This is a genomic window from Rhodococcus sp. NBC_00294 (assembly GCF_036163995.1).
In the GTDB taxonomy this organism is placed as follows: Bacteria; Actinomycetota; Actinomycetes; order Mycobacteriales; family Mycobacteriaceae; genus Rhodococcoides.
Window position 1 is genome coordinate 1557632 of record NZ_CP108043.1, and the last position, 23573, is coordinate 1581204.

Consider the following 23573-nt stretch of genomic DNA (forward strand, 5'->3'; position numbering starts at 1 on the left):
ATGACCATCGCTCGTGGTCGTGGAGACCGCACCCTGCTCCGGCTCCGTAGCGCGGCCTCGGCTCCGCTCGGTGTGCTGGACCGTGCCGGTGAACAGATGTCGTTCTACGGACGCGCGATCGGGTGGATCCCGAAGACGGCCGTGCACTACAAGAAGGAGACCCTCCGCCTGCTCGCGGAGGTGACGTTCGGTTCCGGCGCTCTCGCCGTCATCGGCGGCACCATCGGCGTCATCCTGATGATGTCCGGGTTCACCGGTGTCGTCGTCGGTCTGCAGGGCTTCGCGGCGCTCGAACAGCTCGGCAGCCAGGTGCTGACGGGCTTCCTGTCGGCGTACGTGAACACCCGTGAGATCGCGCCCATCGTGGCGTCCCTCGCGCTGTCCGCGACCGTCGGCTGCGGCTTCACCGCCCAGCTCGGCGCCATGCGCATCTCCGAGGAGATCGACGCACTCGAGGTCATGGCCGTTCCGTCCGTGCCGTTCCTGGTGTCGACGCGCATGATCGCCGGATTCATCGCCGTCATTCCGCTGTACATCGTCGGCCTGCTGTCCGCCTATCTCGCGTCCCGCTTGGTGAGCACCGTCTTCAACGGTCAGTCACCGGGCTCGTACGACCATTACTTCACGCTCTTCCTGCCCCCGGAGGACGTGCTCTACTCCTTCGCCAAGGTGCTGGTCTTCGCCTTCGTGCTCATCATGATCCATTGCTACTACGGCTACACCGCGTCGGGCGGACCCGCCGGCGTCGGGGTGGCCGTCGGTCGTGCCGTGCGTGCCGCACTGGTCACGGTCGCGGTGCTGAACTTCTTCCTGAGCCTCGCCATCTGGGGCACCACGACGACGGTGAGGGTCGCCGGATGAACCACGCTCCGTCGGCGACACGTCGTCGCCTCCTCGGAATCGGATTCCTGCTCGTCGTCGTTCTCTTCGTCGCCTGGAGCATCACGACCTTCAACAAGACGTTCAAGGACGTCGTCATGGTCGACCTGATCACCGACACCGTCGGCAACGCGCTGCCCGCCAACGCGGACGTGAAGGCGCGCGGGATGATCGTCGGCGAGGTGCGGTCCGCCACCACCGAGAACGGTGAGGTCACGTCCGAGCTGGCACTCGATCCCGGTCTCGTGGGCACCATCCCCTCCAACGTCACCGCCCGGTTGCTGCCGAAGACGCTCTTCGGCGAGCGCTACGTCGCGCTCCAGATCCCCGAGAACTCCGCCGGCGCCAGCCCTCTCGCCGAGGGCGCGGTGATCCGTCAGGACACCAGCGGCAACGCGGTCGAGGTCGGGCAGCTGCTCGACTCGCTGCTCCCGCTCCTCGACGCCATCCCGCCGCAGGATCTCGCCAACACGCTCGGTGCGCTGTCGCAGGCTCTCGAGGGCAACGGCGAGCGGCTCGGTCTGACTCTCGACCGGCTCGAGGAGATCTTCTCGGGTCTGAACGACGAGCTGCCGAACATCCAGCAGGATCTCGTCGGCATCGCCGACCTGTCGGAGACGTACTCGACCGCCGCTCCGGATCTGATCGACGCGCTCGACAACCTGCGCGTCACCGGGAACACGGTGGTGGAGAAGCAGAACGACGTCACCACGCTCCTGGCGAGCGCCACCGCGTCGTCGGGCTCGCTGGCCGACCTGGTGCAGACCAACGCCGAGTCCATCGTGTCCATCGCGGCGGACTCCCGCGAGGCGCTCGAACTGCTCGCCGAGTTCTCCCCGTCGTTCGGCTGCACGTTCACCGAGTTCGTCCGTGTCGCCGACGAGGCGAAGAAGATCCTCTCGGTCGACGACGCGTACCCCGGCGTCCGCGCATCGATCAACTTCGTCAACCCCAAGGGGCGCTACATCCCCAACCAGGACGAGCCGCGACTGTTCGACACCCGTGGCCCGTCGTGCTTCGAGAACGTGACCACACCCGGCAAGTTCTTCCCGCAGTACCCGGGCAGCGGCGTCAACGACGGCTCCTACCAGGTGCCGTCGCGCAACCCGGGCCCCGCGGTCGACCCCGGCGCACTGCCCAACCCGCTGCAGTCGCCCGTTCCGGCGGCCTACGCCGGATCGGACATCGAACGGGACACGCTGGCGGTGGTCTACGGCGGAGGCTCCGGCATCTCCCCGGACCAGGTCCCCGCGTGGACCACCCTGGTGGGCGCTCCGGCGCTCCGCGGCACGGAAGTGAGTGTGCGATGAGAGGCCTAGCGGCACCGCTGATCAAGCTGATCATCTTCGCGGTGGTGACCATTCTGGCGACGGCCGCCCTGGCGTTGACCATCGCCAACGGAGCCGGGTCCGGCAAGACCAAGTTCTCGGCCATCTTCACCGACGTCTCCTCGCTCAACGAGGGCGACGAGGTGCGCATCGCCGGCGTGCGCGTCGGCCAGGTGGAGAAGATCGAGATCCACGAGCGTGACCTGGCTCAGGTGGACTTCGCGCTGACCGAGCGTGAATGGCTGCCGGCCTCCACCACCGCGACCATCCGCTACCGAAACCTGATCGGGCAGCGCTACATCGCGCTCGAGCAGGGCACGGGCGACCAGGGCGAGAAGATCACTAGCGGAGCCACCATCCCGCTCGATCGGACGTCCCCCGCGGTGAACCTGACGACACTGTTCAACGGCTTCCGTCCGCTGTTCCAGACGCTGACGGCCGACGACGTGAACAAGCTGTCCTACGAGATCATCCAGGTCTTCCAGGGTGAGTCCGGCACCATCGGCGATCTGGTGCGGGACACCGCGAGCCTGACCAACACGGTCGCGGACAAGGATCAGGTCATCGGGGCGGTCATCGACAACCTCAACGGGGTCCTCGACACGGTGAACCAGCACGACAAGGAACTCGACCAGTTGATCGTGAACACCCAGGCGCTGGTGTCGGGGCTGTCGGCGGATCGTGACACCGTCGGCTCGGCGGTCACCTCGCTGGCCGGTCTGACCGACGCGACAGCGGATCTGCTCGAGCCGACCCGCCCGTCCATCCAGTCGGCCATCTCGTCGATCGACGGACTGTCGACCAAGATCAACAACCGGCAGCAGGACTTCGACAACATCCTGTCGAACTTCCCGGTCAAGCTCGAGAAGCTGATCCGCGTCGCCAGCTACGGCTCGTGGTTCCAGTTCTACCTGTGCGGCATCGACATCGTCGCCGGGCCGGGCTACGCGCCGCAGCTCAACCTCCCGACAGGACTGCCCACCATCAATCAGCCGCTGTACACCAACTCCGCGAAGCGTTGCGCCGCAGGAGGTATCTCGTGACGAAACGCAAGCCCGCGGTGCTGGGTGCCCTCGGCATCTTCATCATCCTGATGGCGACGCTGTCCGCGTTCTTCCTCGACTCGCTGCCGATCATCGGTGCCGGATCGAAGTACACCGCGAACTTCTCCGAAGCGGCCGGTCTGCGCGCCAGCAACGAGGTGCGGATCGCCGGCGTGAAGGTCGGCAAGGTCACCGACGTCGCCCTCGACGGCGACAAGGTGAAGGTCGAGTTCACGGTCAGTGACGCGTGGGTCGGCGACAAGACGTCGGCGTCCATCCAGATCAAGACGCTGCTCGGCCAGAAGTTCCTCTCGCTCGAGCCCAAGGGCGAGGAGCGGCTGAACCCGCGCGACGCGATCCCGATCGACCGCACGACGGCCCCCTACGACGTCATCGACGCGTTCTCCGACGCCGCCCGCACCACCGGCGACATCGACACGACGCAGCTCGCGACGAGCATGGAGACGCTGTCGCAGGCGTTCTCCGAGACGCCGGAGAACATCCGCGCGTCGCTCGACGGTGTCACGCGGTTGTCCGAGACCATCTCCTCCCGTGACGACGAGCTGAGCAAGCTCTTCGCCGCGACCGACAAGACGACGCAGGTCCTCGCCGACCGCAACCAGGAGTTCACCAAGCTGATCGGTGACGCCTCGGTCCTGTTGCAGGAGTTGAACAATCGGCAGCAGTCCATCTCGCAGCTGCTCATCGGCACGCAGCGGGTGTCCACTCAGCTGACCGGTCTGATCCGCGACAACGAGGCACAGATCGGGCCCGCACTCCAGTCGCTGGGTCAGGTCATCGACACCCTGAAGACCAACAACCAGAACATCGCCGAGGCGATCAAGCTGTACTCGCCGTTCGTCCGGCTGTACACCAACATCGTCGGTAACGGCCGCTGGTTCGATCAGGTCATCGTCAACACCTTCCCGCCCGGTCTCCCGGACATTCCGGGATACCGTGAGCCGATTCGCACCCTCGGTGTGGATCCCGTCCGTAGTCCGGGAGCAGGCCAGTGACCGCATCCACCGACCAGGAAGCCCCGTCGAACGGCGGCTTCTTCAGCCAGCGCAACCTGGGAATCATCGCTGCCGTCGTCGCTGTCGTGGTGCTGGTCGTGTTCGCGCTGTGGTGGGCCTTCACCCGCCTCGGTACCACCACCATCACGTCGTACTTCGACAAGACCGTCGGCGTGTACGAGGGCACCGAGGTTCGCGTCCTCGGCGTCAAGGTCGGCACCGTCACCAAGGTCGAGGGCCTGGGCGATCAGGTGCAGGTCGACATGCGCGTCGATCGCGGCGTCGACATCCCCGCCGATGCCCGCGCCGTCCAGCTCGCGCCGTCCGTCGTCGCCGACCGCTACGTCCAGCTCGCGCCGGCGTACACCGGCGGCGAGAAGATGGAGTCCGGTGCCGTGATCCCACGCGAGCGCACGGCCACTCCCGTCGAGGTCGACGAGCTGTACAAGAGCATCGACGAGCTGTCGGCCGCGCTCGGACCGAACGGTGCCAACCAGAACGGCGCCGTCTCCGACCTCGTGACCACCGGCGCGCAGAACCTGGCCGGAAACGGTGAGGCGCTGAACGATTCGCTGACCCAGCTCTCCGGTGCAGTCGAGACGCTCGACTCGTACCGCGGCGATCTGTTCGGCACGATCCAGAATCTGCAGACGTTCGTCAGTGCACTGTCGGCGAACGACCAGCAGGTGCGTGCCTTCAACAATCAGCTGTCCTCGCTGACGAGCTTCCTGGCGGGGGAGCGGGAGAACCTCGGCCTCGCGCTGAACCAGCTCTCGGTCACGCTCGGTGACGTCGCCACCTTCGTGCGGGACAACCGGGATCAGCTGTCCAACGATCTCGACGACCTCGCTCCGACCACGCAGTTGCTCGCCGACAACCGCCAGAACTTGGCGGACACGTTGACGCTGCTGCCGCTGGCCGTCGCGAACGTCGCGAACTCCTACAACGCCGAGTCCGGATCCTTGGACGCGCGCCTGATCTTCCAGGAGTTCCAGGATCCGATGACGTTCTTCTGCAATCTCATCGATCTGCAGAAGCTGCGCCCGGGCGATCCGCAGTTCGAGGCGCTCGGCCGTCAGATGCAGCCGATCGTCGACAACTGCGGCGCGATCATCGACCAGGCCGTCGCCGGTGTGAAGACGCCGACGCTGGTTCTGCCGTTCGGGTTGCTCAGTGCGGACAACATCCAGCGCAACGTCGAGCCCGGCACCGTGCCCGGTGTCGAATCGCCGCGGGTCGACGACCTGCAGCTTCCGGGCCTGAACATTCCTGCGGAAGGGGAGTGACGATGAGAGTGCGCTCGCGTGGCCTGATGGCCGCCTCCGGTGCCTGCGTCGTCGCCGTGACGCTCAGTGCCTGCGGATCCAGCGGTATCTACGGGATCCCGCTGCCCGGCGGTGCCGACGTCGGATCGGATCCGATCCGGTTGACGTTGCAGTTCGACGACGTGCTGGACCTGGTTCCGCAGTCGACCGTCAAAGTCGACGGTGTCCAGGTCGGCCGAGTCACCTCGGTCTCCGTGCCGAACGACTCGTGGATCGCCGACGTCGAGGTCGAGGTCGACTCGTCCGTGGACCTGCCGGCCAACGCCATGGCGTCCGTCCAGCAGACCAACCTGCTCGGCGAGAAGTTCGTCCAGCTCAGCGTTCCGGCCGACGACGCGGCGTCCGCGCGCCTCGCCTCGGGCGACACCATCCCCGTCGAGCGGACCCGCCACGCCACCGACATCGAGCAGGTGCTCGGCGCGCTGTCGATGTTGCTCAACGGCGGCGGCGTCGCGCAGCTCGCTCCGATCGTCAAGGAGCTGAACACCGCGCTCGGCGGCCGCGAGGACCGGGTGCGGAACCTGCTCAAGGAGGCCAACTCGCTCATCGGCGGCCTCGAGGATCAGAAGGCCGACATCACGCGCGCGATCGACGGTCTCGACGTCCTCACCGGCACGCTCGACCAGCAGACCGAGAAGATCGACCGGATCCTCGTCGATCTGCCGGTCGCCACCGAGGTGCTCGAACAGCAGCGTCCGCAGCTGACACAGCTTCTCGGTCAGCTCGATCGCCTCGGGCAGGTCGGGACCGACGTCATCGAGCGTTCGAAGGACGATCTGATCGCCGACCTGCGCGCACTGCGCCCGACCCTGCAGGAGCTCTCGACCTACGGCGACGAGCTGATCACGGACCTCGCGTTCGTGCCCACGTTCCCGTTCCCCGACGGCGTCGAGAAGATCACCCAGGGCAACGCGGTCAATCTGTTCCTCAGTGTGGATCTGCAGATCGGCAACCAGCTCACCGCGCTGGGCGTCGGCCAGGGCAACCCGATCTACAGCGCGCCCCGCAACGGCGATCCCAAGCCGCGGGTCGATCCGTCGAACCCGTACTACAACGGCAACGGCCCGCGTAACTCCTTCCCGACCATCTCGCTGCTGCCTCTGCCGCCCATCATCCCGTCGCCGACCCCGGCGCCGGGTGTACCCGCCGCCGCACCGTCGGCGAACCCGTTGGACGGCATCCTGCAGCAGTTCGGGATCGTTCCTCAGAACGAAGGTGGACAGTGAGATCCAAGCTGGTCAGCACACAGCTGATCCTCTTCGTCGTCATCGCCGTGCTCGGCCTGGTGTACGTCGGTGCCAAGTACGTGCGCGTCGACCAGCTGTTCGGTTTCGGCCAGTACACGGTCACCGGTCAGTTCGCCGATTCCGGCGGCATCTTCAGCAACGCCGAGGTGACGTACCGCGGCATTCCCGTGGGGCGCGTCGGTGAGCTGAAGCTGACCGAGCAGGGCGTCGACGTCGAACTGAAGCTCGAGAAGAGCGCTCCCGACGTCCCGGCCGACACCATCGCCGTGGTGGCCAACCGCTCCGCCATCGGTGAGCAGTACGTCGATCTGCAGCCGCGCACCGATCAGGGCCCATTCCTGCAGGACGGCGACGTCATCCTGCAGGACGACACGTCCATCCCGACGCCGGTGGAGAGCCTGCTCAAGAACGTCAAGACGCTCGCGGACTCCGTGCCGGTCGACGATCTGCACACCGTGGTGACCGAGCTCGGTACCGGCTTCGCCGGCACGGGTGACTCACTGCAGCAGCTCGTCACCTCGCTGGACAGCTTCTCCGAGGACGGTCTCGCCAACCTGCCGCAGACCCTCACGCTGATCCGCGACAGCCGCGTCGTGCTGGACACCCAGTCCGAGCAGTCGTCGTCCATTCAGCAGTTCAGCTCCGATCTGGATCTGGTCACCGCGCAGTTGCGGTCGAGCGATCCGGACATCCGGCGACTGATCGACAACGGTCTTCCCGCCAGCGACCAGGTCGGCGCGCTCGTCGACCAGGCCGGCCCGGGTCTGACGACCAACCTGACGAACCTCGCGGGTGTGACCAGTGCACTGAGCCCGCGCACGTTCGCACTGCGTCCGCTGCTCCAGTTCCTCCCGGCCCTGGCGCAGGGAGCGAACTCGGCGAGTCCGGGTGACGGCACCATTCACTTCGGCATCGCGCTCGAGGTGAACAACCCGCCGTCGTGCACCCAGGGTTACGAGGGCACGCAGGCGATCCTCGACGCGGAGTACGCCAAGAATCCCGACTTCGATCCGACGCAGCAGGACTTCCCGTTGAACCTCGACGCGAACTGCACTGTGCCGCAGGGATCCCTGACGGGAGTGCGCGGCGCCAACAGCGTGCGCTTCGCCGATCCGCAGACGGTGCAGCCGTGGGACGACAAGCCCAAGGTCGCGCCGGACCCCCTGGATCTGAACCCGATCGCGACGCAGCTGGCCGCACTGCTCGGTGTGACGGTCCGCCCCTGACCATCGAGTCGGGTGAGGAGAGGTGCGCGGTGATGGCAGCGAGAAGTTACCCTCAAGTAGGGTGTCTGCTGTGACGCCAACCACCTCTCCTTCCGACCCGGACCTCGACGGCACCGACACCGGTGACGGCACGTCCGAGTCCACGCCCGCACCGGCGCCGCGCACGTCTCCGGTCGCCACGGCGGTGACTGCCGCGGCCGCCGCGATCACGTTGATCGCGGCCGTCGTGCTGAGCATCTTCTGGTTCCTCGCGTACCAGGAGTCCTCGGACGCCTCCCTGCGGGACGACGCCCTCGCCGGCGCCCGGCAGGCGGCGATCAATCTGAACTCCGTCGACTCGAACGATCTGGACAAGACGTTCGCCGACATCGAGTCCTCCATCACCGGTGACGAGCTCACCAACGGTCTGAACGACACCAAGGATCAGTTCCGCCAGCAGTTCGCGGAGACCGGTGTGGTCACCACCGCGGCGGTGCAGCACGCGTCGCTCGTCGGGTTCAGTTCCGACGACGGCACCGCGCAGTCGCTCGTGGTCCTCACCACCGACACCACCAAGCCGGACGGCAACGAGCGGTACCAGAGCACCCTGCGTCTCGAACTGCAGGACGTGGACGGCACGTGGAAGGCCACGCGTATCCAGCCCATCGGGCAGCGCATCCCCCTCGAGGTCCCGGGCGCACCCGCTGCGACGGGCGATCCCGCCGCACCCACCGATCCCGCCGCCACCGATCCCGCAGCCCCGGTCGACCCCGCAGCCCCGGTCGACCCCGCCGCGCCCGTCGATCCCGCTCCCGCACCGACCGACGGCGGTCAGTGACACCTCGCTGTCACGACGCCGTCCGTCCCGCTCGCCTCGCACCAGCCAGGAGTTCTCTCTATGCCCCCCGCACGCCGTAGACCCCCCACAGGCGCTCCCCGTGTCCCCGCCGGCAGCGTTCGTCGACCCAAGGTCGCCGGACGCTCCACGGCGCCCCCCGCGGGCGGCGACGCGATCGAGGACGAGACCACGAGCACGTCCACCGGTGCGGCCTCGACCGTCGACCTGTCGAAGTCGCCGGCCGACACCGCCGCGGTCGACAGCGTTGCCACGGACTCGGTCGTGGACGAGACGACCGAGGCGGACGACGGCGCCCCCGCCGGCCGCACGGCCTGGTGGACTCCCCGCACGATGCTGCTCGCCGCACTCGCGGTGGTGTTCGCCGTGATCGCGCTCCTCGCCGTGGTGCGCCCCGGTACGTCCGAGGTGAGCAACCAGGCGTGGGTCGACACTCCGGCCACACTCGAGGTCACGTCGGCCGGGCGCGACGCCCTGCAGACGGTGTTCAGCTACAAGTTCGACACGATCGACCAGGATCAGGCGGCCGCCCGTGCGGTGCTGAACGACGAGCGCCGCGGGGAGTACGACTCCACCGCGGAGCAGACCAAGCAGGGCGTCATCCAGACGCAGACCACCACGACGGCCACGGTCACCGACATCGGGGTGTCACTGCTCGACGGTGACCGGGCCGAGCTGCTGGCCAGCATGGACATCGCCGCGACGCAGGACACGGTCGACCAGGGAACGGTGCAGACGCCGGTCTCGGTGACCATGGAACGTGTCGACGGAAAGTGGCTGCTCGCGACCATCGACAACCGCTGATCGCCCGCTTCGAGCGGATTCGGGGGACGAAACGCCGCTCTCGCTCTTGACGCGAGGGCTTCGGGAGTCCACTCTGATTACCGGATTCATCGAACGCGGGTGCGACCCCGCTGCCATGATCGAGAACGACGCCGGAGCAAATGGAGGCACCGGGCGCCGGGATCGACGGGCAGGGGCGTACGGCAGTTCGTGGATCACGGCCCGTGCAGTCTCCGGGCCGAGCGCGCTCCCCGCGCGGACGCGGTTGCCATATCCGCCGCATTGGGGTACTTTTGGACGTTGCGCTGGGTGCCTCCTGTCCACTTCCAGACTTTGCCTGAATCGACACGTGTGTCGATCTCTGCTGAGCGAGGACTTCGTACGGGTAGTGACCAGCGAAGTTCCCACACAAAGAAGCAGATTAGCGACGGTCGCGCAGTGCACGAAGCGGCCCGCGTGAGGTGCTGGAAGGACGCATCTTGGCAGTCTCCACCCAGTCCAAGGAAAACGCCGGAACTCCCGGAGCCCCGAAGAGGGTGTCGTTCGCGAAGATTCGCGAACCCCTCGAAGTACCGGGGTTGCTCGATCTTCAGACCGATTCGTTCGAGTGGCTCGTCGGCACGCCGGAGTGGCGCGCACGTGCGGAAGCACGTGGCGACAGCTCTCGCAGCGGCGGTCTCGAGGACATCCTGACGGAGCTCTCTCCGATCGAGGACTTCTCCGGCTCGATGTCCCTCTCCTTCTCCGATCCGCGCTTCGACGAGGTCAAGGCCTCGATCGACGAGTGCAAGGACAAGGACATGACCTACGCGGCGCCGTTGTTCGTCACCGCGGAGTTCATCAACAACAACACCGGTGAGATCAAGAGCCAGACGGTCTTCATGGGTGACTTCCCGATGATGACCGACAAGGGCACGTTCATCATCAACGGCACCGAGCGCGTCGTCGTCTCGCAGCTCGTGCGTTCCCCGGGTGTCTACTTCGACCACGCCGTCGACAAGACCACCGAGAAGGATCTGCACAGCGTCAAGGTCATCCCCGGCCGCGGCGCCTGGCTCGAGTTCGACGTCGACAAGCGCGACACCGTCGGTGTCCGCATCGACCGCAAGCGTCGTCAGCCCGTCACCGTGCTCCTCAAGGCACTCGGCTGGACCACCGAGCAGATCACCGAGCGCTTCGGCTTCTCGGAGATCCTCATGGCCACGCTGGAGAAGGACAACACGGCCGGCACCGACGAGGCGCTGCTCGACATCTACCGCAAGCTCCGCCCGGGCGAGCCGCCCACGAAGGAGAGCGCGCAGACCCTGCTGGAGAACCTGTTCTTCAAGGAGAAGCGCTACGACCTCGCACGCGTGGGTCGCTACAAGATCAACAAGAAGCTGGGCCTGAACTCGGGTCTGCCCATCGAGGCGTCGACGCTGACCGAAGAGGACATCGTCGCCACCATCGAGTACCTCGTGCGTCTGCACGCGGGCGAGAAGTCGATGACGGCACCCGACGGCGTCGAGGTTCCCGTGGAGGTCGACGACATCGACCACTTCGGCAACCGTCGTCTCCGCACGGTCGGCGAGCTGATCCAGAACCAGATCCGCGTGGGCCTGTCCCGCATGGAGCGTGTGGTCCGCGAGCGGATGACCACCCAGGACGTCGAGGCCATCACGCCGCAGACCCTGATCAACATCCGTCCCGTGGTCGCTGCCATCAAGGAGTTCTTCGGAACCTCGCAGCTGTCGCAGTTCATGGACCAGAACAACCCGCTGTCGGGTCTGACGCACAAGCGTCGCCTGTCGGCGCTGGGCCCCGGCGGTCTGTCGCGTGAGCGCGCCGGCCTCGAGGTCCGCGACGTCCACCCGTCGCACTACGGCCGCATGTGCCCCATCGAGACCCCGGAAGGCCCGAACATCGGCCTGATCGGATCGCTCTCGGTGTACGCCCGTGTGAACCCGTTCGGTTTCATCGAGACGCCGTACCGCAAGGTCGTCGAGGGACAGGTCACCGACGACGTCGACTACCTGACCGCCGACGAGGAGGACCGCCACGTCGTGGCGCAGGCCAACTCGTCCATCGACACCTCGGGTCGCTTCGTCGACGAGAAGATCCTCGTCCGTCGTAAGGGTGGAGAGGTCGAATTCGTCTCGTCGATGGACGTCGACTACATGGACGTCTCGCCTCGGCAGATGGTCTCGGTCGCCACGGCGATGATCCCGTTCCTCGAGCACGACGACGCCAACCGCGCACTGATGGGCGCGAACATGCAGCGTCAGGCCGTGCCGCTGGTGCGCAGCGAGGCTCCGCTCGTCGGAACCGGCATGGAGCTGCGTGCCGCTGTCGATGCCGGCGACGTCATCGTCAACGAGAAGTCCGGTGTCATCGAGGAGGTGTCCGCCGACTACGTCACCGTGATGGCGGACGACGGCACTCGCAACACCTACCGGATGCGCAAGTTCGCGCGCTCGAACCAGGGCACCTGTGCCAACCAGCGTCCGATCGTGGACGAGGGCGCACGGGTCGAGGCCGGCCAGGTCCTGGCCGACGGTCCCTGCACCGAGAACGGTGAGATGGCGCTGGGCAAGAACCTGCTCGTCGCGATCATGCCGTGGGAGGGCCACAACTACGAGGACGCGATCATCCTGTCGCAGCGCCTCGTGGAAGAGGACGTCCTGACCTCGATCCACATCGAGGAGCACGAGATCGATGCCCGCGACACCAAGCTCGGTGCCGAGGAGATCACCCGTGACATCCCGAACGTCTCGGACGAGGTCCTCGCCGATCTCGACGAGCGCGGCATCATCCGTATCGGTGCCGAGGTTCGTGACGGCGACGTCCTGGTCGGAAAGGTCACGCCGAAGGGCGAGACCGAGCTGACCCCGGAGGAGCGCCTGCTGCGCGCCATCTTCGGCGAGAAGGCCCGCGAGGTCCGCGACACGTCTCTGAAGGTTCCGCACGGCGAGAACGGAAAGGTCATCGGCATTCGCGTGTTCTCGCGCGAGGACGACGACGATCTGCCTCCCGGCGTGAACGAGCTGGTCCGCGTCTACGTGGCCCAGAAGCGCAAGATCCAGGACGGCGACAAGCTCGCCGGCCGCCACGGCAACAAGGGCGTCATCGGCAAGATCCTCCCCCAGGAGGACATGCCGTTCCTGTCCGACGGCACCCCGGTCGACATCATCCTGAACACGCACGGCGTGCCGCGTCGTATGAACATCGGTCAGATCCTCGAGACTCACCTCGGCTGGATCGGCAAGACCGGATGGAACATTCAGGTGGCCGCGGACGGAGTCCGACCCGACTGGGCCGCGACGCTGCCCGAGGAGATGCTGGCCGCCGAGGCGGACACCAACATCGCCACCCCGGTGTTCGACGGTGCGAAGGAGGACGAGCTCACCGGCCTGCTGGCGAGCACGATCCCGAACCGCGACGGCGAGCGCATGGTCGGCGCGGACGGAAAGGCCACCCTGTTCGACGGCCGTTCCGGCGAGCCGTTCCCGTACCCGGTCTCCGTGGGCTACATGTACATCATCAAGCTGCACCACCTCGTCGACGACAAGATCCACGCTCGTTCGACCGGTCCGTACTCGATGATCACGCAGCAGCCCCTCGGCGGTAAGGCGCAGTTCGGTGGACAGCGCTTCGGCGAGATGGAGTGCTGGGCCATGCAGGCCTACGGCGCTGCGTACACGCTGCAGGAGCTCCTCACCATCAAGTCCGACGACGTGGTCGGCCGCGTGAAGGTCTACGAGGCCATCGTCAAGGGCGAGAACATCCCGGAGCCCGGTATCCCCGAGTCCTTCAAGGTGCTCCTCAAGGAGCTCCAGTCGCTGTGCCTCAACGTGGAGGTGCTGTCCTCGGACGGCGCGGCCATCACGATGGCGGACGGCGACGACGAGGATCTCGAGCGTGCCGCGGCCAACCTGGGAATCAATCTCTCCCGCAACGAGTCCGCGACCGTCGACGATCTCGCGCAGTAATCGGTGACAGGCCGGCGCGAGGCGACTCGCGCCGGCCGACTCGCGATCACTCGTAGCAGCAGAAAACTATCCCTGAGAAGGGGAAAGGAAGTACGACGTGCTGGACGTCAACTTCTTCGATGAACTCCGCATCGGTCTCGCGACCGCGGACGACATCCGCAATTGGTCCTACGGCGAGGTCAAGAAGCCGGAGACCATCAACTACCGCACGCTCAAGCCCGAGAAGGACGGCCTGTTCTGCGAGAAGATCTTCGGACCTACTCGCGACTGGGAGTGCTACTGCGGCAAGTACAAGCGCGTGCGCTTCAAGGGCATCATCTGTGAGCGCTGCGGCGTCGAGGTGACTCGCGCCAAGGTGCGCCGTGAGCGCATGGGCCACATCGAGCTGGCCGCACCGGTCACCCACATCTGGTACTTCAAGGGTGTTCCGTCGCGCCTCGGCTACCTGCTGGACCTGGCGCCGAAGGATCTCGAGAAGATCATCTACTTCGCCGCCTACGTCATCACGTCGGTCGACGACGAGCTGCGCCACAACGAGCTCTCCACTCTCGAGGCCGAGATGGAGGTCGAGAAGAAGGCCGTCGCCGATCAGCGTGACGCCGACCTCGAGGCCCGTGCGCAGAAGCTCGAGGCAGACATCGCCGAGCTCGAGGCGGAGGGCGCCAAGTCCGACGTCCGTCGCAAGGTCAAGGACGGTGGCGAGCGCGAGATGCGTCAGCTCCGTGACCGCGCGCAGCGTGAGCTGGATCGTCTCGAGGAGATCTGGACCACCTTCACCAAGCTGGCCAAGAAGCAGCTCATCGTCGACGAGCTCATCTACCGCGAGCTGATCGACCGCTACGGCGAGTACTTCACGGGTGCGATGGGCGCGGAGTCCATCCAGAAGCTCATGGAGACCTTCGACATCGAGGCCGAGGCCGAGAGCCTGCGCGAGACCATCCGCAGTGGCAAAGGCCAGAAGAAGCTCCGTGCGCTGAAGCGTCTCAAGGTCGTCGCCGCGTTCCAGTCCACGGGCAACTCGCCCATGGGCATGGTGCTCGACGCCGTGCCGGTGATCCCGCCGGAGCTGCGTCCGATGGTGCAGCTCGACGGTGGACGTTTCGCGACGTCCGACCTCAACGATCTGTACCGCCGCGTCATCAACCGCAACAACCGCCTCAAGCGACTGATCGATCTCGGTGCTCCCGAGATCATCGTCAACAACGAGAAGCGGATGCTGCAGGAGTCGGTCGACGCCCTGTTCGACAACGGTCGTCGTGGTCGTCCGGTCACCGGACCGGGCAACCGCCCGCTCAAGTCGCTGTCCGATCTGCTCAAGGGCAAGCAGGGTCGTTTCCGTCAGAACCTGCTCGGCAAGCGCGTCGACTACTCGGGCCGTTCGGTCATCGTCGTCGGACCGCAGCTCAAGCTGCACCAGTGCGGTCTGCCGAAGCTCATGGCACTCGAGCTGTTCAAGCCGTTCGTGATGAAGCGTCTGGTGGATCTCAACCACGCGCAGAACATCAAGTCGGCCAAGCGCATGGTCGAGCGTCAGCGCGCACAGGTGTGGGACGTCCTCGAAGAGGTCATCGCCGAGCACCCCGTGCTGCTGAACCGCGCACCGACGCTGCACCGTCTGGGCATCCAGGCATTCGAGCCGCAGCTGGTCGAGGGCAAGGCCATCCAGCTGCACCCCCTCGTGTGCGAGGCGTTCAACGCCGACTTCGACGGTGACCAGATGGCAGTCCACCTGCCGCTGTCCGCCGAGGCGCAGGCCGAGGCGCGCATCCTGATGCTGTCGTCGAACAACATCCTGTCGCCGGCATCGGGCCGACCGCTCGCCATGCCGCGTCTGGACATGGTGACGGGTCTGTTCCACCTGACGCGTCTCGACGACAAGGCTCTGGGCGAGTTCCAGGCCTCGACGTCCGACTCGGCGGAGCTGGGCATCTACGCCAGCCCGGCCGAGGCACAGATGGCCGTCGATCGCGGCGTCCTGACCGTGCAGTCGCAGATCAAGGTGCGTCTGACGCAGCAGCGTCCGTCGCGCGAGATCGAGGCGGAGCTGTTCCCCGACGGCTGGACCCCGGGCGATGCCTGGACCGCCGAGACGACGCTGGGCCGCGTGCTCTTCAACGAGCTGCTCCCGACGAACTACCCGTTCGTCAACGAGCAGATGCCGAAGAAGCGCCAGGCGACGATCATCAACGATCTCGCCGAGCGGTACCCGATGATCGTGGTCGCGCAGACCGTCGACAAGCTCAAGGACGCCGGCTTCTACTGGGCCACGCGTTCGGGTGTCACGATCTCCATCTCCGACGTCCTCGTGCCGCCGGAGAAGCCGCAGATCCTCGAGGAGTTCGAGGCTCAGGCCGACCGCCTGGAGAAGCAGTACCAGCGTGGCGCTCTCGACCGGACCGAGCGCAACTCGGCCCTGGTCAAGATCTGGCAGGAAGCCACCGAGCAGGTCGGTAAGGCCATGGAGGCCCACTTCCCCGACGAGAACCCGATCCCGATGATCGTGAAGTCCGGCGCAGCCGGAAACATGACGCAGGTGCGGTCGCTCGCCGGCATGAAGGGTCTGGTGACCAACCCGAAGGGTGAGTTCATCCCGCGCCCGATCAAGTCCTCCTTCAAGGAGGGCCTGACGGTCCTGGAGTACTTCATCAACACGCACGGTGCTCGTAAGGGTCTGGCCGACACGGCGCTTCGTACCGCCGACTCGGGCTACCTGACGCGTCGTCTGGTCGACGTCTCGCAGGACGTCATCGTTCGGGAGACCGACTGTGGCACCGAGCGCGGCATCACCACGGTGATCGCGGAGAAGCTGGCCGACGGCTCGATGATCCGCGACGCGCACGTCGAGACCTCGACGTACGCCCGCACCCTGGCCGCCGACGCGGTCGACGCCGACGGCAACGTCATCGTCGAGCGTGGACACGACCTGGGCGACCCGGCCATCGACGCGCTGCTCGCAGCGGGCATCACGTCGGTCAAGGTCCGTTCGGTGCTCACCTGCACCACCGGAACCGGCGTCTGCGCCACCTGCTACGGCCGTTCCATGGCCACCGGCAAGCTCGTCGACATCGGCGAGGCCGTCGGTATCGTCGCGGCACAGTCGATCGGTGAGCCCGGCACGCAGCTCACGATGCGTACCTTCCACCAGGGTGGTGTGGCCGGCGACGACATCACCGGTGGTCTGCCCCGAGTGCAGGAGCTCTTCGAGGCTCGTGTGCCCAAGGGCAAGGCGCCCATCGCGGACGTCTCGGGTCGCATCCAGCTCGAGGACGGTGACCGTTTCTACAAGATCACCATCGTCCCGGACGACGGCGGCGAAGAGGTCGTCTACGACAAGCTCTCCAAGCGTCAGCGTCTGCGTGTCTTCAAGCACGACGACGGCACGGAGCGTCTGTTGTCGGACGGTGACCACGTCGAGGTCGGTCAGCAGCTCATGGAAGGTGCTGCCGATCCGCACGAGGTCCTGCGAGTCATGGGCCCGCGTCAGGTGCAGATCCACCTCGTCAACGAGGTCCAGGAGGTGTACCGCAGCCAGGGTGTGTCCATCCACGACAAGCACATCGAGACGATCGTTCGTCAGATGCTCCGCCGCGTGACCATCATCGATTCGGGCTCCACGGAGTTTCTGCCCGGATCGCTGACCGAGCGCAGTGAGTTCGAGTCGAGCAACCGTCGCGTCGTGTCCGAGGGTGGCGAGCCCGCCGCCGGACGTCCGGTGCTGATGGGTATCACCAAGGCATCGCTGGCGACCGACTCGTGGCTGTCCGCGGCGTCGTTCCAGGAGACCACCCGAGTGCTGACCGACGCGGCGATCAACTGCCGCTCGGACAAGCTCATCGGTCTCAAGGAGAACGTGATCATCGGAAAGCTGATCCCCGCCGGCACCGGCATCAACCGGTATCGGAACATCACGGTTCAGCCCACCGAGGAAGCACGTGCCGCGGCCTACGCGGTGCCGTCGTACGACGATCAGTACTACAGCGCGGACGGCTTCGGCCAGAACACCGGTGCTGCAGTGCCGCTCGACGACTACGGTTTCTCCGGCGACTACCGCTAGCCGGTAGCGCGTCAGACAAGTCCAGCCCCGCACTCCACTTCGGTGGGGTGCGGGGCTGTTCTGTGTTCGGGGGTGCCGGGTGCCGGGTGCTGATCGTGCCGGGCGCACCGTGCCGGCCGGTTGGGGCTGCCGGGCGCACCGCGCCGGCCGGTTGGGGCTGCCGGGCGCACCGCGCGGGGTTCTGCGCAGGCTACGGGGTGCGCGCAGCACCGGGCGCTGCGCGCGGAAGGTCCGGCGGGCTGCCGACGGTCCGGCGCCCCGGATCTCTGGTGCGCGTCGTGCCGGGCGCACCGCGCGGGGTTCTGCGCAGGCTACGGGGTGCGCGCAGCACCGGGCGCTGCGCGCGGAAGGTCCGGCGGGCTGCCGACGGTCCGGCGCCCCGGATCTCTGGTGCGCGTCCTGCCGGGCGCACCGCGCGGGGTTCTGCGCAGGCTGTGGGGTGCGCGCAGCACCGGGCGCTGCGCGCGGAAGGTCCGGCGGGCTGCCGACGGTCCGGCGCCCCGGATCTCTGGTGCGCGTCGTGCCGGGCGCACCGCGCGGGGTTCTGCGCAGGTTATGGGGTGCGCGCAGCACCGGGCGCTGCGCGCGGCGCCGGGCCGGGCGCACCGCACCGCGATGAGTTCCGGGCCACCGCGGAGTCGGCACCTGTATGACCGAGACTCCCAGCACCATCACGAACATCGGCGTGGCCATGTTCACCGTTGCCGATCAGGACAAGGCCCTCGACTTCTACACCCGCGTGCTCGGGTTCGAGGTGCGCGGTGACACCCGCTTCGGGCCGAACGAGGAGTACCGCTGGCTCGAGGTGGCGCCGCCGGGGTCCACGGCGCGCCTCGCGCTGAACCCGCCGATGTACGACACGCCGGGCGGCTCGTCCATCGGGGTGGAGACGTCGGACGTCCGCGCGGAGCACGCTCGCCTGAGTGCCTTCGACGGGTTCGAGATGGAACCGCTCGGTGAGGACGACGATCCGAACGTGCCGCCGATGTTCATGCTGAAGGATCCCGACGGCAACGTCATCACCGTCGTGCAGGCGTGATCCGTTCCCTCCCGGCTCAGCGCAGAGCGAGGGTCGGGAGGGACAAGCTCACCAGCATCAGCGCGAACAGCAGCCAGGCGGCGCCCTGCCAGACGGGCCACGTCCCGCCGTGGCGGTAGGAGCGGTAGCCGATCCACAGTGCGCCGATCCCACCGAGCAGACAGACACCGGGTACGAGCGCAGCGATCGCGACGCTGGACGCGCCCGCTGCGAGGAACACGGCCACCGCGACGGCAGCGATGCCGATCACTGCCCCGTCGTACGTGGCCGCGTGCCGGATCGCGCGCGGATCGCGCCACCGCTTCTCGACGTCGCGTCTGCCCATCTCTCGCTTGTCGTCCATGTCGACTGCGTACCCGATTCGGGTGGCTTCAGCGCGAGTCCTCGCGCGCGTCGTCTCCGATCCACACGGAGTTTCCTTTCGAGGGGCACCGTTCGGTCCATGAGTCGTCGTGATCTCGTCATCGGTGCCGATCGTTCTCTGTGTGCCGGCACCACGCGTCGTTCGTTCCTCACGTGGACCGCACTGGTCGGTGCGCTCGCGATGACACCGGAACTGTCGAGCGCGACGGCGCACGCGCAGCCGCAACGCGGCACCCCGGCCGACTATCCGTTCCGCCTCGGCGTCGCGTCGGGCGATCCGCTTCCGGACTCGGTGGTGCTGTGGACTCGTCTCGCGGTCGACCCACTCGCTCCGGTCGGCGGTATGCGGCCGGGTGTGGTGCCGGTGCGGTGGGAGATCGCCGAGGACGAACGGTTCGGGCGGGCGGTGAGCCAGGGCATCGAACTGGCATCCGATGCGGACGGCTGGTCGGTGCACGTGGACGTACGGGGTCTGGCTCCGGCGCGGGGGTACTTCTACCGCTTCATGGTCGGTCCGCACGTGAGCACCGTCGGGCGAACGAGGACGGCGCCCGCACCGGGATCACCCCTCGCGTCACTGTCGTTCGCATGGGCGTCGTGCCAGAAGTGGGAGGACGGGTTCTACGGCGCCTATGCCGATCTCGCGGCGAGTGACCCGGACGTCGTGTTCTTCCTCGGCGACTACATCTACGAGTACGCGATCGAAGGTACAGGCGCCCGCGCGTCGCAGCCACGGCCCGAGTCCGCGGGACGAGAGACGCTGGCACTGAACGACTATCGCGATCGGTACGCGCTGTACAAGTCGGATCCCGACCTGGCGTCGGCGCACGCAGCGGCGCCGTGGATCACCACCTTCGACGATCACGAGGTGGACAACAACTGGGCCGGGGCGATCAGCCAGGATGCCGGCACCGCCGCTCCCGGCGATCCTGCGGGTGATCCGCGGTTGTTCCTCCTGCGCCGCGCCGATGCGTTCAAGGCGTGGTGGGAGAACACTCCCGTGCGGATGGCCCAGCGACCGACGGGACCGGATCTGACGGCGTACCGCCGCTTCAGTTTCGGTGACCTGGTGGACTTCTCGGTGCTCGACACCCGGCAGTACCGCAGCGATCAGGCCAACGGGGACGGCGAACACGCGCAGAACGCGGAGACCGCGGACCCGAGTCGCACCATCACCGGAGCGGCACAGGAGAAGTGGATCCTCGACGGTTTCGGGTCCGGTGCCACGTGGAAGTTCCTCGCACACCAGACGGTGATCTCCGACCTGGCCCGCATCAGCGACGGCGAGCGGAAGGTCGGGATGGACCCGTGGAGTGGGTACGAGGCGTCACGGCACCGCATCCTCGACGGCGCCCGCGACCGGGGAATCACCCTCGCGTCCATCGTGGGCGACATCCACCGCACCATCGTGTCGGAACTGCGCCGCGACTATCAGGACGACTCCGCCCCGGTGGTCGGAGTCGAGATCGCGTCGACATCCATCGCGTCGGGCAAGGACGGTGCGGACGTCGACACGGCCGGTGCGGACATCGCGGCCGCGTCACCGCACGTCAAATTCGGCAATGTCCGACGCGGTTACCTGCGTGCGACGCTGACGCCGACGGAGTGGCGCTCCGAGGTCCGGGTCCTGGACGCGATCTCGATTCCCGGCGCGCCGGTCCGCACGGCAGCGACCGTGACGGTGCCGGAGGGTCGGCCGGAGATCGGCCTGGCCTAGCCTCCGGCGGCGATGACGGCTGCGATGTTGCGCTCGGCGAGCGCGGTGATGGTGAGAGACGGGTTGGCGGCGCCCGTGCTGCCGGGAACGAGAGCTCCGTCCATGACGTACAGGCCGGGGTGCCCCTTCACTCGTCCGTGCGCATCGGTGACGTCGCCCAGGACCGCACCGCCGAGGGGGTGCGCGGTGAAGGTGTCGTCGACGTCGCGAGTGAACGGCTCGGCGGAGACGACGGTGCGGCCGGCCTGTGCCATCCGGTTCTGCACCGCGCGCAGTGCCTCGACGGTGTCGCGGCTGCCGCCCTTGGGCCAGGTCAAGCTCATCCCGTCCGTCGCACGGTCGTAGCGGAAATCGGCCCGCAGCGGGTCGATGGTCATACCGAGCGATCCGAGGAACCCCATCTCGGTGGGAACGCCCGGGACGTACCAGTTCTCGACGCTGAGAGGCAGGACCGTGTCGTCGACGATGCGCGAGGCGCACGGCGCCCCCTGCGGTCCGCCGCCGATGGGGCCGAGCGAGCGGGTCATGAAGGCGTCGCCGTTGGTGCCCCATCCGCGTCCGACGAACTCGTTGAGCTCCGGAAGCGCGCCGGTGGCCTGTGCGCGGACCAGCAGTTCGGTGGTGCCGATGGATCCTGCGCCGAGGATCAGCGAGTCGCAGGTCAGCGTGCGCGTCTCGAGTACGTTGCCCTCGGGATCGAGGCGCCGCACCTCCACGCGGTAGCGGCCACCGCTCTCGGTGCCGATGGCGACGACCTCGTGGCTGTGACACACCACGGCGTTGCCCGTGGCCTCGGCCTGCGGGATGTAGTTCTGCGTCAGGTCGTGCTTCGCGCCGTTGGAGTTGCCGAACGTGCTGCAACCGACGGTGGCGGACGGCCGGGACCGACCCGACATCTCGTCACGCAGCACGTTCCAGTTCCAGCCTCCGTCGACGCGCTGCGGGTCGAAACCGGCGCGGCGGGCGTGGTCGTCCCACGTCCTCGAGTGGGCGAACCCGGGGGAGGCGTAGATGTCGTCGGGCATGGTCGACGGCCGGAGCACCGAGCGAGCCTTGGGGTACCACTGCGACGCCATCTCGTCGTAGTCCACGCGGCCACCGAACGAGAGATCGAAGAAGCGCTTGTCCGGGGCGATGCTGACGCCCGTGTAGACGACCGAGCCGCCGCCCACCGCGGCTGCACGCCACACCGACAGGTTCTCGTATCGCGTGGTGTCGAGGACGCCGTTGAACCAGTCGACGGGCCCGACAGGCATGCCGGTGAGGTTGGTGAACGAGCGCTGATGCCACAGGCCGCGCCCGTCGGCCGTCATGTCGGCGGTGAAGATGTCGCGGAACGGATCGCGCGGCCAGCGGAGTCCTCGTTCGAGCACGGTGACCGACGTACCGGCCTGCGCGAGCCGCAACGCCGCGGCGCTGGCTCCGAAGCCCGATCCGATGACGAGGGCGGGTGAGTGGTCCGGTGGACGCGGAGGGTCGGCGAACAGTTCGGGCAAGAGGTTCCGGATCGAGGGGACGCCGAGCGGGAGTGCGGACGCCGTCGACCGGGTGATCGCGGGCGGGACCGCGAGGCCCACCATTCCTGCTGCGGCCAGTTGCAGCAGTTGCCTGCGCTTCACGTGCACACCCACCATCGATCGAGAACAGTCGAATGGTCAGTCTCCCGTGAATGGTGCAGGTGATGGAACCACTCGACCGGATTGTATGACTGTTACCAATCTTCGTGCTGGTTTCTCGGGCGGGTCGGGGCGGAACAGGGCGGTTCCCGCGAGGGTTGTGCAGAGTATGCGTCTGTCCCTTCTCGATCGCTCCCGTACCCGCACCGATCGGTCCGCCGCCGCCGCGGTGTCGGACACGATCGAGCGTGCGCGGTGGGCCGAGGCGGCGGGTTACGAGCGGTTCTGGGTGGCCGAGCATCACGCCGTCCCCGGCATCGCGAGCGGCTCACCCGCGGTGCTGCTCGCCGCGATCGGCGCGGCGACGTCGCGGATTCGGCTGGGGTCGGGCGGCGTCATGCTGCCGAACCACTCGCCCATCGTCGTCGCCGAGCAGTTCGCGATGCTCGACGCACTGTGTCCCGGCCGGGTCGACCTCGGTGTCGGCCGGTCGCTGGGGTTCACTCCGCCGATACGCAAGGTGCTGCGGGCGGACACCGAGGACGCCGAGCGCTTCGCCGACGACCTCGCGGATCTGCAGGACTTCCTGCTCGGCACCGGTCCGGTGACCGTGCAGCCCGCGCCCGAGCGACTGATCCCGATCCACGTTCTCGCGACGGGTCACGGGCTCGCGATCGCCGCGCAGCGCGGGCTTCCCGTCGTGGTGGGCGGTCCGATGCTGTCGGGTGACCTGGCTCCGCTGGCGGCGTATCGACGCGAGTTCGTTCCCTCGGCCTTCGCGGCGCAGCCGTCCGTAACGGTGTCGCTCGACGTCCTGGTCGCCGACACCGACGCAGAGGCTCGCCGACTCGCCATGGCGGAGGCGGTGGCCATGGCGGACTCCCGCCGTACCGGGGAATTCCCACCGTTGCGGGCGGTCACCGAGATGCCCGACGGACTCACCCCGCGGGCTCGGGAGTCGGCTCAGCGCTCCCTCGACGGCAGCGTGCACGGCAGTCCGGCGACGGTGCGCCGCCGGCTCGAGGAGCTCGTCGACCGCACCGGTGCCGACGAGATCCTGTCCTCGGCATCGACGTTCGACCGCGACGCTCTGCGCGCGTCCGACGAGGCGTTGGCCGCACTGCTGCGCTGACG

16 protein-coding genes are annotated in these 23573 nt (G+C 67.4%); 14 read left to right on the forward strand and 2 right to left on the reverse strand.

The window, feature by feature from the left end:
• The 12 genes from OHB23_RS07515 to OHB23_RS07570 all read left to right on the forward strand — a co-directional run bounded on the left by OHB23_RS07515 (position 1) and on the right by OHB23_RS07570 (position 18743).
• A complete protein-coding gene (locus OHB23_RS07515) occupies positions 1–861 on the forward strand; it encodes an MlaE family ABC transporter permease (RefSeq protein WP_027504567.1) in 861 nt (286 codons plus the stop codon).
• Positions 858–2189 (forward strand): MCE family protein, encoded by a 1332-nt coding sequence (locus OHB23_RS07520; protein ID WP_027504568.1) that lies wholly within the window; start codon positions 858–860, stop codon positions 2187–2189. Before OHB23_RS07515 ends, OHB23_RS07520 begins: the two co-directional genes overlap by 4 nt.
• A complete protein-coding gene (locus tag OHB23_RS07525; protein ID WP_222639268.1) occupies positions 2186–3250 on the forward strand; it encodes an MCE family protein in 1065 nt (354 codons plus the stop codon). Before OHB23_RS07520 ends, OHB23_RS07525 begins: the two co-directional genes overlap by 4 nt.
• On the forward strand, positions 3247–4266 hold the full coding sequence (locus tag OHB23_RS07530; RefSeq protein WP_037184706.1) for an MCE family protein: 1020 nt from the start codon (positions 3247–3249) through the stop codon (positions 4264–4266). The genes OHB23_RS07525 and OHB23_RS07530 overlap by 4 nt, the downstream gene beginning before the upstream one ends.
• A gap of 56 nt (positions 4267–4322) precedes the next feature.
• A complete protein-coding gene (locus tag OHB23_RS07535; RefSeq protein ID WP_442973035.1) occupies positions 4323–5552 on the forward strand; it encodes an MCE family protein in 1230 nt (409 codons plus the stop codon).
• 2 nt (positions 5553–5554) lie between these two features.
• Positions 5555–6817 (forward strand): MCE family protein, encoded by a 1263-nt coding sequence (locus OHB23_RS07540; protein WP_328811209.1) that lies wholly within the window; start codon positions 5555–5557, stop codon positions 6815–6817.
• The gene (locus OHB23_RS07545) at positions 6814–8064 is read left to right on the forward strand and encodes an MCE family protein (RefSeq protein ID WP_027504573.1); all 1251 of its coding nucleotides are present in this window, start codon (positions 6814–6816) and stop codon (positions 8062–8064) included. Before OHB23_RS07540 ends, OHB23_RS07545 begins: the two co-directional genes overlap by 4 nt.
• 70 nt (positions 8065–8134) lie before the next feature.
• On the forward strand, positions 8135–8881 hold the full coding sequence (locus tag OHB23_RS07550; protein WP_222649764.1) for a hypothetical protein: 747 nt from the start codon (positions 8135–8137) through the stop codon (positions 8879–8881).
• Between the two features lie 60 nt (positions 8882–8941).
• Positions 8942–9703, forward strand: coding sequence for a hypothetical protein (locus OHB23_RS07555; protein WP_328811210.1), 762 nt, complete (start codon positions 8942–8944; stop codon positions 9701–9703).
• A 440-nt stretch (positions 9704–10143) separates the two neighbouring features.
• Positions 10144–13650, forward strand: coding sequence for a DNA-directed RNA polymerase subunit beta (gene rpoB / locus OHB23_RS07560; RefSeq protein ID WP_027504574.1), 3507 nt, complete (start codon positions 10144–10146; stop codon positions 13648–13650).
• A 97-nt stretch (positions 13651–13747) separates the two neighbouring features.
• The gene (locus OHB23_RS07565; protein ID WP_027504575.1) at positions 13748–17704 is read left to right on the forward strand and encodes a DNA-directed RNA polymerase subunit beta'; all 3957 of its coding nucleotides are present in this window, start codon (positions 13748–13750) and stop codon (positions 17702–17704) included.
• Positions 17705–18353: 649 nt separating this feature from the next.
• Entirely contained in the window at positions 18354–18743 is a 390-nt protein-coding gene (locus tag OHB23_RS07570; protein WP_307108261.1) for a VOC family protein, read from the forward strand.
• A gap of 16 nt (positions 18744–18759) precedes the next feature.
• Here OHB23_RS07570 and OHB23_RS07575 read toward each other — a convergent pair whose 3' ends face one another.
• On the reverse strand, positions 18760–19086 hold the full coding sequence (locus OHB23_RS07575) for a hypothetical protein (RefSeq protein ID WP_027504577.1): 327 nt from the start codon (positions 19084–19086) through the stop codon (positions 18760–18762).
• A gap of 99 nt (positions 19087–19185) precedes the next feature.
• On the opposite strand from OHB23_RS07575, the gene OHB23_RS07580 reads away from it, so the two are divergent.
• Positions 19186–20823, forward strand: a complete 1638-nt coding sequence (locus OHB23_RS07580) for an alkaline phosphatase D family protein (protein ID WP_328811211.1) — start codon at positions 19186–19188, stop codon at positions 20821–20823.
• Here OHB23_RS07580 and OHB23_RS07585 read toward each other — a convergent pair.
• A complete protein-coding gene (locus tag OHB23_RS07585) occupies positions 20820–22403 on the reverse strand; it encodes a GMC oxidoreductase (protein ID WP_328811605.1) in 1584 nt (527 codons plus the stop codon). The genes OHB23_RS07580 and OHB23_RS07585 overlap by 4 nt on opposite strands.
• Before the next feature lie 205 nt (positions 22404–22608).
• Here OHB23_RS07585 and OHB23_RS07590 point away from each other — a divergent pair, with 205 nt between their 5' ends.
• A complete protein-coding gene (locus OHB23_RS07590) occupies positions 22609–23571 on the forward strand; it encodes an MsnO8 family LLM class oxidoreductase (protein WP_328811212.1) in 963 nt (320 codons plus the stop codon).
• The last annotated feature ends 2 nt before the right edge of the window (positions 23572–23573 follow it).